14 protein-coding genes are annotated in these 15,507 nt (G+C 69.5%); 8 read left to right on the top strand and 6 right to left on the bottom strand.

All coding sequences use genetic code 11. The features are described 5' to 3' along the window. Nucleotides 1–280 precede the first annotated feature (280 nt). Nucleotides 281–661, bottom strand: a complete 381-nt coding sequence (locus ABLG96_RS18555; RefSeq protein ID WP_353648797.1) for a hypothetical protein — start codon at nucleotides 659–661, stop codon at nucleotides 281–283. Between ABLG96_RS18555 and ABLG96_RS18550 the strand changes: the two genes are divergently transcribed. The 4 genes from ABLG96_RS18550 (at nucleotide 648) to ABLG96_RS18535 (ending at nucleotide 4,136) form a co-directional block, all read left to right on the top strand. Continuing rightward, nucleotides 648–947: a hypothetical protein gene (locus ABLG96_RS18550; protein WP_353648796.1), complete on the top strand. Its 300-nt coding sequence runs from the start codon at nucleotides 648–650 to the stop codon at nucleotides 945–947. The genes ABLG96_RS18555 and ABLG96_RS18550 overlap by 14 nt on opposite strands. Then, a complete protein-coding gene (locus ABLG96_RS18545) occupies nucleotides 940–1,827 on the top strand; it encodes an FAD:protein FMN transferase (RefSeq protein ID WP_353648795.1) in 888 nt (295 codons plus the stop codon). Before ABLG96_RS18550 ends, ABLG96_RS18545 begins: the two co-directional genes overlap by 8 nt. After that, entirely contained in the window at nucleotides 1,824–3,368 is a 1,545-nt protein-coding gene (locus ABLG96_RS18540; RefSeq protein WP_353648794.1) for an RnfABCDGE type electron transport complex subunit D, read from the top strand. Before ABLG96_RS18545 ends, ABLG96_RS18540 begins: the two co-directional genes overlap by 4 nt. Nucleotides 3,369–3,509: 141 nt before the next feature. Beyond that, nucleotides 3,510–4,136 (top strand): LON peptidase substrate-binding domain-containing protein, encoded by a 627-nt coding sequence (locus tag ABLG96_RS18535; RefSeq protein ID WP_353648793.1) that lies wholly within the window; start codon nucleotides 3,510–3,512, stop codon nucleotides 4,134–4,136. A 149-nt stretch (nucleotides 4,137–4,285) separates the two neighbouring features. Here ABLG96_RS18535 and ABLG96_RS18530 read toward each other — a convergent pair whose 3' ends face one another. Next, complete coding sequence (locus tag ABLG96_RS18530; RefSeq protein ID WP_353648792.1) at nucleotides 4,286–5,866, bottom strand: family 10 glycosylhydrolase; 1,581 nt, start codon at nucleotides 5,864–5,866, stop codon at nucleotides 4,286–4,288. A gap of 136 nt (nucleotides 5,867–6,002) precedes the next feature. Between ABLG96_RS18530 and ABLG96_RS18525 the strand changes: the two genes are divergently transcribed. The 3 genes from ABLG96_RS18525 (at nucleotide 6,003) to ABLG96_RS18515 (ending at nucleotide 9,414) form a co-directional block, all read left to right on the top strand. After that, a complete protein-coding gene (locus tag ABLG96_RS18525) occupies nucleotides 6,003–7,445 on the top strand; it encodes a protealysin inhibitor emfourin (RefSeq protein WP_353648791.1) in 1,443 nt (480 codons plus the stop codon). Nucleotides 7,446–7,541: 96 nt separating this feature from the next. Then, nucleotides 7,542–8,615 carry a LacI family DNA-binding transcriptional regulator gene (locus ABLG96_RS18520; RefSeq protein WP_353648790.1) on the top strand — a complete coding sequence of 358 codons (1,074 nt, stop codon included), beginning with the start codon at nucleotides 7,542–7,544 and terminating at the stop codon, nucleotides 8,613–8,615. A 40-nt stretch (nucleotides 8,616–8,655) separates the two neighbouring features. After that, on the top strand, nucleotides 8,656–9,414 hold the full coding sequence (locus tag ABLG96_RS18515; protein ID WP_353648789.1) for a class I SAM-dependent methyltransferase: 759 nt from the start codon (nucleotides 8,656–8,658) through the stop codon (nucleotides 9,412–9,414). On the opposite strand, the gene ABLG96_RS18510 is transcribed toward ABLG96_RS18515, so the two are convergent. From ABLG96_RS18510 to ABLG96_RS18495, 4 genes are all read right to left on the bottom strand, one after another. Continuing rightward, nucleotides 9,331–10,023, bottom strand: coding sequence for a GNAT family N-acetyltransferase (locus ABLG96_RS18510; RefSeq protein WP_353648788.1), 693 nt, complete (start codon nucleotides 10,021–10,023; stop codon nucleotides 9,331–9,333). The two genes, ABLG96_RS18515 and ABLG96_RS18510, sit on opposite strands and share 84 nt — an antisense overlap. Continuing rightward, a complete protein-coding gene (gene proS, locus ABLG96_RS18505) occupies nucleotides 10,023–11,450 on the bottom strand; it encodes a proline--tRNA ligase (RefSeq protein ID WP_353648787.1) in 1,428 nt (475 codons plus the stop codon). Before proS ends, ABLG96_RS18510 begins: the two co-directional genes overlap by 1 nt. A 159-nt stretch (nucleotides 11,451–11,609) precedes the next feature. Continuing rightward, entirely contained in the window at nucleotides 11,610–13,964 is a 2,355-nt protein-coding gene (locus ABLG96_RS18500) for a bifunctional alpha,alpha-trehalose-phosphate synthase (UDP-forming)/trehalose-phosphatase (RefSeq protein WP_353648786.1), read from the bottom strand. 37 nt (nucleotides 13,965–14,001) lie between these two features. Next, the gene (locus tag ABLG96_RS18495) at nucleotides 14,002–14,574 is read right to left on the bottom strand and encodes a peptide deformylase (protein WP_353648785.1); all 573 of its coding nucleotides are present in this window, start codon (nucleotides 14,572–14,574) and stop codon (nucleotides 14,002–14,004) included. Nucleotides 14,575–14,870: 296 nt separating this feature from the next. Here ABLG96_RS18495 and ABLG96_RS18490 point away from each other — a divergent pair, with 296 nt between their 5' ends. Beyond that, nucleotides 14,871–15,452 carry a helix-turn-helix transcriptional regulator gene (locus ABLG96_RS18490; RefSeq protein ID WP_353648784.1) on the top strand — a complete coding sequence of 194 codons (582 nt, stop codon included), beginning with the start codon at nucleotides 14,871–14,873 and terminating at the stop codon, nucleotides 15,450–15,452. Nucleotides 15,453–15,507: the final 55 nt, after the last annotated feature.

The following is a 15,507-nucleotide window of genomic DNA, read 5'->3' as shown; positions in this document are numbered from 1 at the left end:
TCCGATCGGGCAGCCGCAGTGTGCGGCCGCAGTGGCGGACGGCATCGGCGCCGTCGCTCCCTGAGGACGCTAGCGGGCGTCGGGCTGGATGGGAAGGGCCTGTGGAAAGCGTTTTCCAAACGGGCGGATCGCCGTGCCTCCCCGCGGGCGGCGTCGGTCGAGTGGGCCGGGGCCATCCGGGGATGCGCCGGTGGCGAAGGACACACATGAGCAGCTCAGGAAGTCGCCGGTCGTACCTCGCGGCGCTCGGCACCGGGATCGTCGTCATCGCGGCGTCCACCTACGGGGTGAGCCTCACCCGCGCGGCCGAGAGCCTGCCGGACACTGCTACCTCCGCCGGTGTGACGGCATCCGCGGTCGGCCCGGCGTCGATGACGGTGCAAGCCGGCACCACGACCGCTGCGCCGTCGCCCGCTGCACCGTCCTCCGCTGCACCGTCCTCCGCAGCACCGTCAGCGACGTCGTCGGCCCCGTCGTCTGCGTCGGCGCGGAACCCCAGCACTCCGTCTCGGACGTCCTCCGACGCGCCCTCGTCGAGCATGCCGCCCTCACGACCGGTCCCCGCTCCGAGCAGCCAGACCCCGGTGCCCGCATCGACGCCGCCTCCGTCGCCGCCTCCCCCACCCACTACCGCCGCACCGGCACCGGTGACCCAGTTCAAGGACGGCACCTACTCGGCCACGGCCGAGTACAACAGTCCCGGCGGCGTCCAGAAGGTGGGCGTCACCCTCACTCTCGCCGGCGATGTGGTCACCGGTTCGTCCCTGGAGTTGTTCGCCACGGGAATCGCCAAGGCATACCAGAATCTGTTCCAGCAGAACTACTCTGCGCAGGTCACCGGCAAGAAGATCGACACCGTCCAGCTCGGTGCGGTGGGCGGCTCGTCCCTCACCTCCGGCGGATTCAACGATGCCCTGAAGGCGATCGAGGAGCAGGCACATGCCTGACCTGGGGCGGCGGCGCCCCCTCTCGGCGCAGTACCGGTTCTCCGCTCTCGGTACCCACTGGCGGATCGCCTCGCCGAACAGCTTCGATCCGGAGATCCGCCGACAGGTCGACGAGCGGGTGGCAGAATTCGACGCCGCCTGGTCCCGCTTCCGATCGGATTCCCTGGTGTCCAGGATGGCCCGTGAGCCGGGGACGTATGAGTTCCCGCCGGAAGCCGCTGCGGTGATGTCTTTGTACCGCACCGTCTACGAGCTCACTGCAGGTCGGGTCACACCCCTCGTCGGAGCAGCTCTCGAGCATCTCGGCTACGACGCGCAGTACACGTTGCAGCGCCGTCCTGGCGTCAGGGCCACCCCGTCGTGGGATGACGCCCTCACGGTCACCGGATCGTCGATCACCACCACGGCTCCGGTCGTGCTCGACATCGGGGCGGCCGGCAAGGGGATGCTGGTGGACCTGGTCGCGGAGTTGATCGATCCCGATCACGACGGCCGCATCCTGGTGGACGCCAGCGGCGACCTGCTGCACCGCGGTCCGGTGCCGTGCCGCGTCGGGCTGGAGCATCCGCTGGATCCGACGATGGTGATCGGCGTCGCGGAGCTGCGGGATGCTTCGTTGTGCAGCTCGGCCGTCAACCGTCGCCGCTGGGGCGCCGATCTGCACCACGTGGTAGATCCGTTCACCGGTGAACCGGTGCGCGGCACCCAGGCGACCTGGGTGGTCGCCGAGAACACTGCGCTGGCAGACGTTCTCGCCACCGCACTGTTCTTCACCGAGCCGTCGGTGCTGGCCCAGCGGTATCCCTTCAGCTACGTACGGATGTCCGACGACGGCAGCATCGACTGGTCGCCCGACTTCCCCGGCGAGTTGTTCCTGTGACGCACACCCTGCCCGTGGCCCGCACGTTGCCTGTGACGCACACGCTCGACGGGCTGCTGGGGCGCACGTCGATGTACCGACTTGTCCTCAACTCGCTGATCGTGCTCGGAGTGGTCGCGTTCATCCTGTCGTTCACCGGGACGCTCGAGTTCCCGGCAGCGGACCTCGGCGCGTCGCTGCTGATCGTGATGGTGTCGACCGTCGGCTCGAACCTGTTGTTCGCCTTGCTGTTCCGAGTGCACCCCCATCCCGAGTCGTCCGTCATCACCGGGCTGCTGCTCTGGTTCATCCTGCTGCCCACCTCGGATCCGAAGCTGCTGCTGCAGGTCGCGCTCGCCGGGGTGATCGCCTCCGGATCGAAGTACGTGTTCGCCATCCGTGGCCGGCATGTGGTCAACCCGGCAGCGATCGGTGCACTGTGGCTGGCGCTGTTCGAGTTCGACGTGTTGGGTCTGTGGTGGGTGGGCACGAAGTACCTGGTGGTCGTCGCCGCGGTCGTCGGCTTCCTCATCGTCCGACGCACCCGACGCGTGGCTCTGGTCGCGACATTCCTCGTCGTCGTCGTGGTGGTCACGATGGCGCGGTTGCTGATCGACGGTGGCGGCATCGGGGCATCGCTCGAATACACCCTCCTGTCCACGCCGATGGTCTTCTTCGCTGTCTTCATGCTGACAGAGCCGCTCACGTTGCCGCCGACCCACCGTCAGCAGCTGGTGGAAGCTGTCGTCGTCGGGGTGCTGTTCGCGATCCCGATCACCATCGCCGGCTACAGCTTCGGGCCGGAGACCGCGTTGGTCATCGGCAACCTGCTGGCCTTCGCCCTCGGTCAGCGGTCCGGCATCCGGCTCACCCTCACCGGGCGGCGAGCCGCCGGCGGACGAGCGACCGAGTTCGAGTTCCACTCCGCGCGGCCACTCCGATTTGTTCCGGGGCAGTACATCGAGCTTTCCGTTCCGCATGCGCGCGCCGATCGCCGCGGCAGTCGACGCACCTTCAGCATCGCCTCGCCCGATCGGGATCCGCATCGCCTACTGGTCGCGATGACCATGGCGCCGGACGGCAGTACCTTCAAGAAGTCGTTGGGCGCCATGGCCATCGGCACGAACATCTCTGCGACGGGCATCGCGGGCGACTTCGTGCTGCCCGTGGATCGCGACCGTCCGGTGCTGCTGATTGCCGGCGGGATCGGCATCACACCGTTCCTGGGTCAGCTCGACGGCCTGGCTGGTGGCAGCCGGTACGACGTGGTGGTGGTCTACGTACAGCGCGATCCGGCTGACCTGGCGTATCTGGATCTGCTCGACGACTCCCGCGCTCGGGTGATCGTCGTGACCTCCACCCCGGCGACCGAGCTGCCGCCGAGCTTCGAGAACGTGATCGGTCCCCGGATCGATCGGACTTCGCTCGCTGCCGCCGTCCCGGACCTGGAACGACGCGACGTCTACGTCTCGGGACCGCCGGCGTTCGTCGACGTGGTCTCCCGGCTGGCCGCCGATCTGGGTGCCACCCGGATCAGGCGGGATCACTTCGCCGGGTACTGATGACGAGCGATGTCGGTCGCAGCCACCAACCCGAGCGGAGTGGGACATACCGGATGAGCGAGGACAGATCTCGCGATGGGACCTGGTGTCGCCACTTCCGACGCCCGGCCGCCGTACGGTCCGAGGTCTAGCGTGGAACCGGTGACCCTGCTGCCGATGTTCCCGCTCGGCTCGGTGCTGCTCCCGGCGATGCCGTTGGCACTCAGGGTGTTCGAACCCCGGTACCTGGAGATGATGGTCGACGTGTTGGCCCAGGAGCCCGCCGAGTTCGGGGTGGTGCTCATCGAACGCGGGCAGGAGGTCGGCGGTGGGGACCGACGGTTCGGGATCGGCACCGTGGCCAGGGTCACGGAGATCGAGGAGGGTGACGGCGTGGTCGGGTTGATCGCCCGGGGCGCGTCCCGGATCGAGGTGATCGCCTGGCAGGCCGAGGATCCCTACCCGCGGGCCGAGGTACGAAAGCTGCCGGCACTGATCTGGACGGAGCAGTGCAGGACGTCTTTGGTGGAGGCCGACCGCTTGGTGCGGACCGCGCTGGCCCTGGCCTCTGAGTTCGTCGAGGCGTCCTGGTCCTCCGACATCGCGCTGGCCGACGAGCCCGGCGATCTGGTCTGGCAGCTCGCGGGGATCACACCCGTCGGGCTCATCGATCGGCTGGCGTTCCTGCGTGCGGGAACCACCGAGGAGCTGCTGAGCATGCTGATCGCGGAGACGACCGGCGCGGTGCAGGCGCTGCGCGCCGGCTGGTCACTCGGCGGCCTCGGCTGACGCGCGGCCTGCAGTTGCTCGGCTGACGCGCGGCCTGCAGTGCCGCGGCGCGACAGCCGGGGAATGGAAGCAGCCCTGGACGAATCCGTCGTCGCCATGCCCGCACCGGGGAGCGGGTGGCGAGGTCGATCGGTGCTGAGCTGCCGTTGTCAGATCTGCAGGGATGCTGGAGAACTCTCGTGCCACAGCCGATCCAGCGCGGTGACGACGTACCGGTACCGACTGTTCGGGTCTGCGGTGGTGTCCAGATAGCTCTGCCGGTCGTGGCCGCTGCGCCGCACCGTCGCCAGCAGGTGGGTGGCGTCCACGAGGTCGCCGGGCCTGATGGGCCCGTCCAGCCGCCAGATCGCGTACGAGGTGGCGACCGCGGATTGCGAGTTCTCCTGGGAGGACGTCCACTCGAGCTGCACGCCGCCGGCGCGGCGTCGACCGTGCAGCCCCACCGGGCGCCGCGGCGCGCGTCCACCCAGGTGCTCGATCACCGGCACGATCGCCGGCCGGCTGTAGTGCTCCGACACCATTGCAGAGGTGGAACCCTGGGCGTCGCTGCGGACGTCCTTCGCACTGAAGAACACGTCGCCGTCGACCTGCGGGTATGCCTGGTTGAACGTCAGATGAGCAGACAGCTCGTCCGGGCCGAAGACCTTGCTGGTCTCCTTGTACGTCGCCTGGCCGATGTACAGCGCTACGTCGGTGCCGTCAACCACGTCCGCCCACCACGGGACGAGCGCTGCGTAGTCGGCGACCGCGAGGCCGATCTGCCAGTAGATCTGCGGGTTCAGGTAGTCGACCCAGCCCTCCTTCACCCAGCGGCGGGTGTCGGCGTAGATCGCTTCGTATGACTGGGTGCCCCCGGTGGCCGAGCCATCCGGGTGCTCTGCCGAGGAGTTGGCCCAGATGCCGAACGGGCTGATGCCGAACTTGACCCACGGCTTGGCGTGCTGCACGCGCCGGTGGAATTCCGAGACCAGCTTGTTGACATTGTCCCGCCGCCAGTCGGCGATGTCGTCGAACCGGCCGCCGTAGGCGCGGAAGGTGTCCTGGTCGGGCAGCGGGGTGGTGCCGGACGGGTACGGATAGAAGTAGTCGTCGAAGTGGGCGCCGTCGATGTCGTAGCGCCGCACCGCGTCGAACATGGCGTCCTGCACGAACCTGCGCACCTCCGGGATCCCCGGGTTGTAGTACAGCTTTCCGCCGTACGGGAACACCCAGTCCGGGTGCACGCGCGCCGGGTGGGTCGGCACCAGGGTGTTCGGGTCGGTTCCCATCGACACCCGGTAGGGGTTGAACCAGGCGTGGTACTCCAGGTTGCGCGCGTGCGCCTCGGCGATCTGGAAGGCGAGCGGGTCGTAGCCGGGATCGGCGCCCTGGGTGCCGGTGAGGTACTGCGACCACGGTTCGTGGGGCGAGGGCCAGAATGCGTCGGCCGTCGGCCGGACCTGGGAGATGACGGCGTTGAGGTTCAGCCGTTCGGCCAGGTCCAGCCAGCCGATGTACTCGAACTGCTGCTGCTCGATCGACAGTCCGGTGCGGCTGGGCCAGTCGATGTTGACGACCGAGGAGATCCACATCGCCCGGAACTGCCGTTTGGGCCTGTTCGGGTCACCGACGGGCGAACCCGCGGTCGCGGCCGACGCCGGCAGGGTGCCGATGGTGACGGCAAACGCACCGCCGACAACCGTGGCACCGGCCAGCCCGAGGAAACTGCGTCGATCGATCGCTGAGGACATCATTGTCTCCATCAGGTCCGGGAGTGGAAGATTTTCACACTCTCATGCCGTGACGGAGCCGACAACCCCCCGACGGCGCCCGGATCTGCGGTGAGCCCGTCGGGACACCGTCGGACCGCGGGTTCACACTGATGGCATGACCGGCTTCGCGGTGTCCCTGCACCCCACCCGCTGCTGCGGCATCGTGCCGCCGTACCTGCTCGATGCGCTGTCCCGCTCGCCCGATCGCACGGTCGCCGGGCGTGCCGCGAGGACGTTGCTGCGGGACGAGCGGATGCGGCGCGACCGGGTGTCGCCCGGCCAGTCCGTGCGCGGAGCAGCGCCAGCGCCGAGAGCTCCTGGAAGGACTGCCCGGACAGTGGGGCCGCGGCGCTCGGTGCACGACGCCGAGCACGGTGCGCAGTTGCCGGGCGATCTCGTGCGGGACGAGGGCGCCCCGGAGGTCGCCGACGAGGCGGTGAACCAGGCCTACGACGGCCTCGGCGACACCTGGCGGTTGTTCCACGATGTGTTCGGCCGCAACTCGTTGGACGGCAAAGGATTACCGCTGATTGCGTCCGTCCACTACGAGCGCGACTACGACAACGCGTTCTGGAACGGCGAGCAGATGGTGTTCGGTGACGGGGACGGGCGGATCTTCGGCCCGTTCACCGCGAGCATCGACGTGATCGGCCACGAGCTGACCCACGGCGTCACCGAGCACACCGCGGGCTTGCGGTACCAGGGCCAGTCGGGAGCGCTCAACGAGAGCATCTCCGACGTCTTCGGAGTGCTGGTGAAGCAGTACGTGCTGGGCCAGACGGCCGATCAGGCCGACTGGCTTATCGGCGCAGATCTGTTGCTGCCCAGCGTGAACGGTGTTGCGCTGAGGTCGATGGCCGCACCGGGGACGGCGTACGACGATCCCGAGCTGGGCAAGGATCCGCAGCCGGCGACGATGGCCGACTACGTCGAGACGAGTTCCGACAACGGCGGCGTGCACATCAACTCCGGGATCCCGAACAAGGCCTTCCACCTGGTGGCCACCGCAATCGGTGGGAACGCTTGGGAAGCGCCGGGGTCGATCTGGTTCGAGGTCCTCACCGGCGGGCCGATCAGCGCCGACTGCGACTTCGTCGAGTTCGCGCGGCTCACCGAACAGGCAGCGGTGCAGCTGTACGGCAACGGCTCTGCGCAGGCCGTGGCAGTGGCGGCCGCCTGGCAGCAGGTGGGTGTCACCGACATGACAACCGGCGAGGCTGCCCCCTCGGGCAACACCCCGTCGGCCGATGGACCGAGTGCAGCGCCGGCCGCGGTTGTCGTCACCCGCACCGGTGGCTTCGCCGGCACGTCGGTGTCGCGGACGGTCGATCTCGCCGGGGTCCCCGCTCCGGAGGTAGCGGTGTGGCGGGGCCTGCTGGCCGCCGATCCTGCCGTCACCGGGGCGCGGCAGGGCGCCATCCCGACGAGCGCGCGCCTGCCCCACCCGGACGCCTTCAGCTACGAGATCGCGGCACCGGGCAGCGCCCCGGCGGTCTACCAGGAGCACCAGCTGTCGCCGGCCGCGCGCGACTGCTTGCTCCGCACCTTCCGCGGGTGAATCGACGCCGCCACCGGCCGGCGGGTGGTCCGGGCGGCGGCGGACGTGGCGCATGTCGTACCGACTGCCCTCGGCCCGCGGGATAGCGTTGTCCGGATGGAGCGCCACCGCAGTCGTCAACAGGCGACGCTCGCCTCGCTGGCCAAGGAGCTCGGAGTCTCCAGGACCACCGTCTCCAACGCCTACAACCGCCCTGACCAACTGTCGCCCGCGCTGCGACAGCGAGTGATGGACGAGGCGACGCGGCTCGGATACTCCGGCCCCGACCCTGTCGCCCGGTCACTGCGGACCCGCAGGGCCGGCGCGATCGGTCTGCTGCTCACCGAGCAGCTCTCCTACGCCTTCCGCGATCCGGCGGCGGTCGCGTTCCTGGAAGGTCTGACCCTGGAGTGCGATCAGGCCAGGATCGGGCTGCTGCTGGTACCTGCGAGCCCGGGTTCGGCGGATGTACAGAGCGTCAGCAGCGCCGCGGTCGACGGCTTCGTCGCCTACTCGATGCCGGCGGACGACCCGTACCTGGCTGCGATGCTGTCGCGTCCCGTCCCGACGGTGATCTGTGACCAACCGTCCCTGGACACCACCGATCTGGTCGGTATCGACGATCGGTCCGCTGCCCGGGAGATCGCCGATCACCTGGTCGAGCTGGGCCATCGCCGGATCGGTGTGGTGTGCATGCGGCTCGGGAGGGCCCGCAACGACGGGCCGGTGGACCTGGTGCGCCAGGCGACCGCCGACTACCACGTGCAGCGCAACCGGTTGGCGGGGCTGCGGGACGGCTTCGAAGCGGCAGGGGTGTCCTGGGACCGGGTGCCCGTCATCGAACGGTTCGACCACACCCGGGCGGCCGGCGCCGAGGCCACCGCAGAGGTACTGGCGCTCGATCCCGGGATCACCGCGTTGGTCTGCACCTCGGACGTGTTGGCGCTCGGCGGTCTGGAGGAGCTGGCCAGGCGCCGTCGCCGGGTCCCTGAGGACGTCTCGGTCAGCGGGTTCGACGGTGTGCGGGCAGCTGTCGATGCCGGGCTGACGACCATCTCGCAACCGGTCGTGGAGAAAGGCCGTCAGGCAGGCCGGTTGCTGTTGGAGGAGTCGATCCGCCATCAGGCCCAGCGGGTGATCCTGCCGACGACCTTCCTCGCAGGTCGCACCACCGGCCCGCCGCGGATCTGATCCTGGTAGCGGTCGCTGTTCTGGAGTACCGTTGAGCGCCATGGGTTTCTCCGTCAGCGCGGACGCATACGGCGCTTTCATGGGTCGCTACGCCGAGCCGCTCGCGGACGCCACTGTCGCCGAGCTGCAGCTTCGAGCCGGTCAGCGGGCACTCGATGTGGGGGCCGGTCCCGGCGCGCTGACCGCCAGGCTGGTTTCAGCGCTCGGCGTGCATGCGGTCGCGGCCGTCGATCCGTCGGAGACCTTCGTCGCGGCGCTGCGGGCGAGGTTCCCGGGGCTGAGGGTGGAGTGCACCACGGCCGACCGGCTGCGGTTCCCGGACGCCTCGTTCGACACCACCGTTGCCCAGCTGGTGGTGCACTTCATGCCCGATCCGGTGCGCGGGTTGACCGAGATGGCCAGGGTCACCCGGCCCGGAGGTCAGGTGGCGGCGAGCGTCTGGGACTTCGGGGGCGGGCGGCACCCGCTCGGGGTGTTCTGGCGTGCGGCCAAGGATCTCGACCCGGACGCACCGGACGAATCCGACCTGCCCGGCACCCGCGACGGGCAGCTGGTTGCGCTGTTCACGCAGGCCGGACTGCACGACCTGCGGCCGCTGACGCTGCCCTCGACGCGCACGTTCGCGGGCTTCGAGCAGTGGTGGGAGATGTTCGAGTTGGGCGTCGGACCGGCGGGCGACTACGTCGCGGCGTTGGACGCCGTGACCAAGCAGCGATTACGCACGCGGTGCGCGGAGTTGCTGCCTGCCGGTCCGTTCGACATCGACGCCGTCGCGTGGACGGTGATCGGTCGCCGCTGACGGCTGCTCCGGGGGGTGCAGATCCACGGCTCTCAGGCCGGTCGCCGGCGGCAGCGTGATCGGATCCCCGGTGGGATCGTCGAGCACCATGGCAATCACCGGCGGCTCGTCGGCGGGTAGCCACGGCGGGCGTACTTCGCCGACCTCGCGCCAGCCACGGTGCCGGTAGATCGCCAGCGCGTCTCCGTGCCGCTGCACCACGTCCAACACCGGCAGCCGGCCCTGCAACCGGAGCAGTGCGACCGCCCGGTCCAGCAGACCACCGCCGATGCCCGAGCCGCGCCGGGTCTCGTCGACGAAGAACGCCGAGACACAGCCCAGACCGGACGCGGCCCGTCCGGTCGCCGCGGTCCAGACCCGGCTGAAGTCGTCGTCGATCACCTCGGTGACGGCGATGTGGCCGGCCGTCGTGCCGTCGACAACGGCGACCCACGAGTGTCGCTCGGTCTCGCGCGCAATGAACTGCTCGGGCGGGAACGGCAGCGGCCAGCGGAACGGATAGTGCGAGCGTGCTTGCTGCGCGGCCAGCAGGGTCACCAGCGTCGGCAGGTCGGCCGGTTCGCGGGGACGGAAGGTGACCCCGCCGCCGGCCGGGTGCGTCGGAGCCATCAGTAGGCGCGCGCCAGCACGGCGATCAGGTCCGGATCCTGTGCCGGGTCGTCGGTGTCGGGCACCGACCCGTCGGCGCGGACCAGGCAGCGGACGGTCACGCCCTGCCCGGCGATCCGGGCCTCACCCTCGTCGCCCAGCGCGCTCCACGGCAGCCGCGCCCAGCCGTCGGCCGTGGCGGCAACGGCGTCCTCGACGGTGTCGACCTCGGCGGTCCGATCGGTCAGGCGTTGTTCGGCCTGGCGGTACAGCTCGGCCTGGTCTGCCGTGATCGCCGCCGTGATCGCTGCGGCGACCGCGGAGATCGGGTGCTGCTCCTTGGTCCCCAGGACCCGCCGGGCGAGCGTCACCCGGCCCTCGGCCAGATCGCGGGGACCGACCTCGACGCGGAACGGAATGCCCTTGAGCTCGGCGTCCACCGCCCGCCGACCGAACGGGGTGTCGACCCGATCGTCCAGCCGGACCCGGACCCCGGTGGCCGCCAGCTCGGCGTGCAAGCCCCGCGCCGCGGCCTCGACCGAACCGTCGTCGCTACCCTTGACGACCATCACCTGCACTTGGACGGCGGCCAGCTTCGGCGGCACCCGCAGGCCGGCGTCATCGCCGTGGGACATGATCAGGCCGCCCAGCATCCGGGTGGAGGATCCCCAGGACGTCGTCCAGACATGCTGCTGGCGCTGATCGGCGTCGGTGTAGGAGATGTCGAAGGCCCGGGCGAAGTTCTGTCCGAGCTCGTGGCTGGTGCCCATCTGCAGGGCCTTGCCGTCGCCCATCATCGCCTCGAGCGCGAGAGTGTTGGTGGCGCCGGCGAAGCGCTCCCGCTTGGTCTTGCGACCGACGACGACCGGGATGGCCAGCTCCGTGCGCATGAAGTCCTCGTACACCTCGTGCAGGATCCGGCGCGCATAGGCGGCGGCATCCGCCTCCGAGGCGTGGGCGGTGTGACCCTCCTGCCAGAGGAACTCGCTGGTGCGCAGGAAGATCCGCGGCCGGAGCTCCCAGCGGACCACGTTGGCCCACTGGTTGAGCAGCAGCGGCAGGTCGCGGTGGGAGTTGATCCACTTGCCCATGAACTCGCCGATCACCGTCTCGCTGGTCGGCCGCACGACCACCGGCTCCTCGAGCTGCTTGCCGCCCGCGTGGGTGACGACTGCGAGTTCCGGCGAGAAACCTTCGACGTGTTCGGCCTCGCGGTGCAGGTACGACTCGGGGATGAACAACGGGAAGTAGGCGTTCTCCGCACCGGTCGCCTTGATGCGGGCGTCCATCCCGGCCTGCATCCGTTCCCAGATCCCGTAGCCGTACGGACGGATGACCATGGTGCCGCGCACCGGCCCGTTGTCGGCGAGCTCGGCCTTGGCGACCACGTCCTGGTACCAACGGGGGAAGTCCTGGGCGCGCGGGGTCAACACAGGAGTGCGGGGCATGCGGAAATCCTAGTGGCGGCAGCTCCTCCTCCAGGAGGAGACGCCGAGGACCTGTGCCGGTGGTGTGGCCGTGGTGGGGGGCGATGCGCAGCCCTCTGCAGCTGGCGAAGCCTGCGCAGCAGCGTCCCCCACCACGGACACCGAACGCGTCGACAGACCTCAGGCGTGGATGACGTACCGCTGACGTTCGGCGGCGAGCATCGTCAGCAGATCGGCGACCTGGCGGGGATCGGCGATCCGCACCGTCGCCAGCGTCTCGCCGGGTCCGACCTTCACCCCGACTCCCGCGACGGCGGGTGAGTCGGGATCGGTGAGCCGGTCGCTGTCTGCGGGGACGATCAGGGCGAAGGCGTGCTCGTCGGTGACGTCGTCGCCGAGGAACAGCGTTGCGGTGGCTTCCAGCGCTCTGGACAGACCGGAGATGGCCTTGCCCTTGTCGGTGGACACCACCGACAGCTCCAGGACCTTCTTGCCCCGCAGTAGACGCACCCCCTCCCACTCCGCGACACCGCTGAGGATGGCCTGCTCGACCGCCTTCTCGACGGCCGCCGCAGTCCCGCGCAGGTGTACGGCCACCCCGGTGGGTTTGGTCTCGAGCCGGATCGTCGGGTGCAGCTGCTGCAGGTCCTCCATCGCGGCGATCACCCGCTCGTTGAGCGCAACCTGTTGCGGCGTCAGCTGAGCCGGGGTGGCAGCGGAGTCGGTTGCCTGGACCGGGATGCCGGTGATCCCGGCGTCCTCCGCGCCGTGCGACCCGATCATGTGGACCGGGCCGATGTCGCCCACCAGCGTGCGCAATGCCGCCAACGAACGTCCGGAGATGACGGCGACGGAGGTGTTGGGCAGCACCGCCAGCGTGCGGACTGCATCCACCGACTCGACCAGCGGTCGGGCGGCGGCCGGGTCGTCGACGATCGGGGAGAGCACGCCGTCGAAGTCGGTACCGACGAGCAGGTATCGCGTTCGGGCGAGCTCCTCGACCGCCTTCACCGCCGTGGCCGGCAGCCGGGACCGGGCTGCGGCCACCGGATCCTTGGTGTCCTCCAGCGTCGACAGGAAGGACTCCGCCCACGCGTCGACGTCGTGGGTGAGCACCTGACGGCGCAGCGCGCGCATCCGTCGCCGTTGGTCGCCGGCCGGCATCTGCAGAGCCTCCCGCAGCGCGTCCTTGACGCCGTTCGTGTCGTACGGATTGACCAGGACGGACTGCCGCAGCTCGGTGGCAGCGCCGGTGAACTCGCTCAGCAGCAGCACCCCGTCGCCGGCGGAGCGGCAGGCCACGTACTCCTTGGCCACCAGGTTCATCCCGTCGCGCAGCGGGGTCACGGCCATCACGTCGGCCGCGACGTAGAACGAGGCGAGGTCCTCCCGGGGGAACGACTGGTGCAGGTAGTGCACGGCGGGCCGGCCGATGCTGGCGTGCTCGCCGTTCATCGCCCCGACCTGACGCTCGATGTCCTCCCGCATCCGGATGTAGGAGCCCAGGCGTTCGCGGGACGGGGTGGCGATCTGGATCATCACCGCGTCCTGCACGCTGGGGTCCTTCTCGTCCAGCAGCTCGCCGAAGGCGCGCAACCGGACGTTGATGCCCTTGGTGTAGTCGAGACGATCGACACCCAGGATGATCTTGCGGGGACGCCCCAGGTCCGCCCGGAGCTTCATCGCTGCGCTGGTCACCTCGGGCTCGGTGGCCAGCTCGCTCTGGGCCTGCGAGTCGATCGAGATGGGGAAGGCGCCCACCCGGCTGGTGCGGCCCTCGTGGGAGAGCGTGGAACCGGAGACGGTGACGCCCAGCAGGTTCTTGGCAAGCCGGCTGAAGTTGCGCACGGCGCCCGGCACCTGGAAGCCGATCAGGTCGGCACCGAGCATCCCCACCAGCACCTCCCGCCGCCACGGCAGTCGCATGTACAGCTCGACCGGCGGGAACGGGATGTGCTGGAAGAACCCGATCCGGACGTCCGGCCGCAGCTCACGCAACAGCTGTGGGACGAGCTGCAGTTGGTAGTCGTGGATCCACACAACGGCGCCGTCGGCGGCAACCGCGGCGGCCCGTTCGGCGAAGCGCTGGTTGACCCGCCGGTAGGCGTCCCACCAGTGGCGATGGAACTCCGGCTCGGCGACTGCGTCGTGGTAGAGCGGCCACAGGGTGGCGTTGGAGAAACCTTCGTAGAACTCCTCGATCTCCTGCGCCGAGAGCCGCACCGGGTGCAACGTCAACCCGTCCGACCGGGTCGGTTCGAGGTCGAGGTCGGGTTGACCGGGCCAGCCGATCCAGGCACCGTCGCGTCGCGACAGGATCGGTGCGAGCGCGGTCACCAGACCGCCGGGTGCCTGATGTGCGGTGGTGGTCCCGTCGGCGTTCTTCCGCAGGTCGAAGGGCAGTCGGTTGGCCACGACGACCATGTCGGCCCGCTCGTGGCCTGCGGGTTCGGCGGTTCCGTCGGCGGAGTCCCTCGGATGCAATTGGGGGCGTCGTGCGGTCGGCCGATGTGTCTGGGGATCGTCGTCGCTCACGTGCCCGACCCTAGTCGCCACCCGCAGGACCGGTCGGTCAGTGGCCGAAGGGGTCCTCGTCGACACCTGGCTGCCAGCTGTTGCCGGGTACCCCCCAGCCGTTGGCCTTGATCATCTTCCGGGCTGCGCGCGCGTTCCTGCCGACCAGTCGGTCGAGGTAGAGCAGGCCGTCGAGGTGATCGGTCTCGTGCTGCAGGCAGCGGGCGAAGAAGCCTGTGCCCTCCACCTCGACCGGATCGCCGTGCACATCCACCCCAGTCACCTTCGCCCAGTCGGCGCGGCCCGTCGGGTAGTTCTCGCCGGGCACCGACAGGCAGCCCTCGTAGTCGTCGTCCGGGTCCGGCATCGTCTCCGGGACCGGTGAGGTCTCGATCGCCGGATTGACCACATGGCCGCGCCGGCGGACGCCGGTGTCGTCGGGGCAGTCGTAGATGAAGACCCGCCGGTCGTCACCCACCTGATTGGCCGCCAGACCCGCGCCGTGGGCTGCAGAATTGGTCTCGAACAGGTCGTCGAGGAACACTGCGAGAGCGTCGTCGAACACGGTCACCGGGATCGTCGGCCGGTGCAGGACCGGCTCTCCGCAGATGACGATGGGGCGAACGGTCATGGCCTCCAGACTAGGTCGGCATCTGCCTGCACCGTCCGGGAGGGTCCTGGGTCGACCCGGGCGTGGGCCACCGACCAGCTGCGGGCACCACGGTGCGCGGACCGCACCTGCGGGCCGGTGACGTTACGTGTTGGTCATACACTCCACTGCCGGGAGACGGGGGCCCGGGCCGTGGTCGGAACGTACACAATGTGACCAAGAGTTACGAAAGCTTCCACGAATCACCCAATGGGTGTAATGTGGGTTGTGTGCTTACCGCGGCTTTCAATGCCCCATCCCAGACAGTAGGTAGTGCCATGCCTCCAGTGGATGCCGACCAGCAGGCCGGCTTTGCTGCAGCGCTCTGCGCGCAACTCAGGGAGTCACGCCGTCGCCAGGGCCTGACCCAGGCGCAGGTCGCCACACGTACCGGCGGTCAGGTGTCCAAGGCCGCACTGGCCAACTACGAGACCGGACATCGTTCGCTGCGGATCGACGTCTTCTGGGTCATCTCACGGGCTCTCGGTGAGGACTGTGGCAAGTTGATCGCCGGCGCCGAGCGCTCGACCGTGCCGATGTCCTCGTTGCGTGGTCGGAGCGCCATCTCCGTGCGCGTCGCCGACGTGTTGGCCACCACCGACGAGTCGTTGGCACCGGTGCGCCGCTGGTTCTCCATCCGCCACCCCGACGGGGCATTCGACGACATCACCGAGAGTCTGGGTGAGGGAGCACTGCGCGCGCTGTCCAACCTGACCGGTATGACCGTCGCGGAGTGCCGCGACCGGCTGCTCGATCTGGCCGTCGTCCCGCCGGTGGCCCATCTGCCCTCCCCTGCCACCTCCGATTCGGACGAACGGGTCGCATCACTCGCCCGCGATCAGGAGCGCACCCACCTCTGAGCCCGAACGTGGCCCGGATCGCTCCGGATCAGCTCCATCGGAGCGTCCCGATCAG

It is taken from the genome of Nakamurella sp. A5-74, from assembly GCF_040438885.1.
Taxonomy (GTDB): Bacteria; Actinomycetota; Actinomycetes; order Mycobacteriales; family Nakamurellaceae; genus Nakamurella.
Note: the sequence above shows the minus strand (reverse complement) of the source record. Positions and strands in the feature narration are given on the sequence as shown.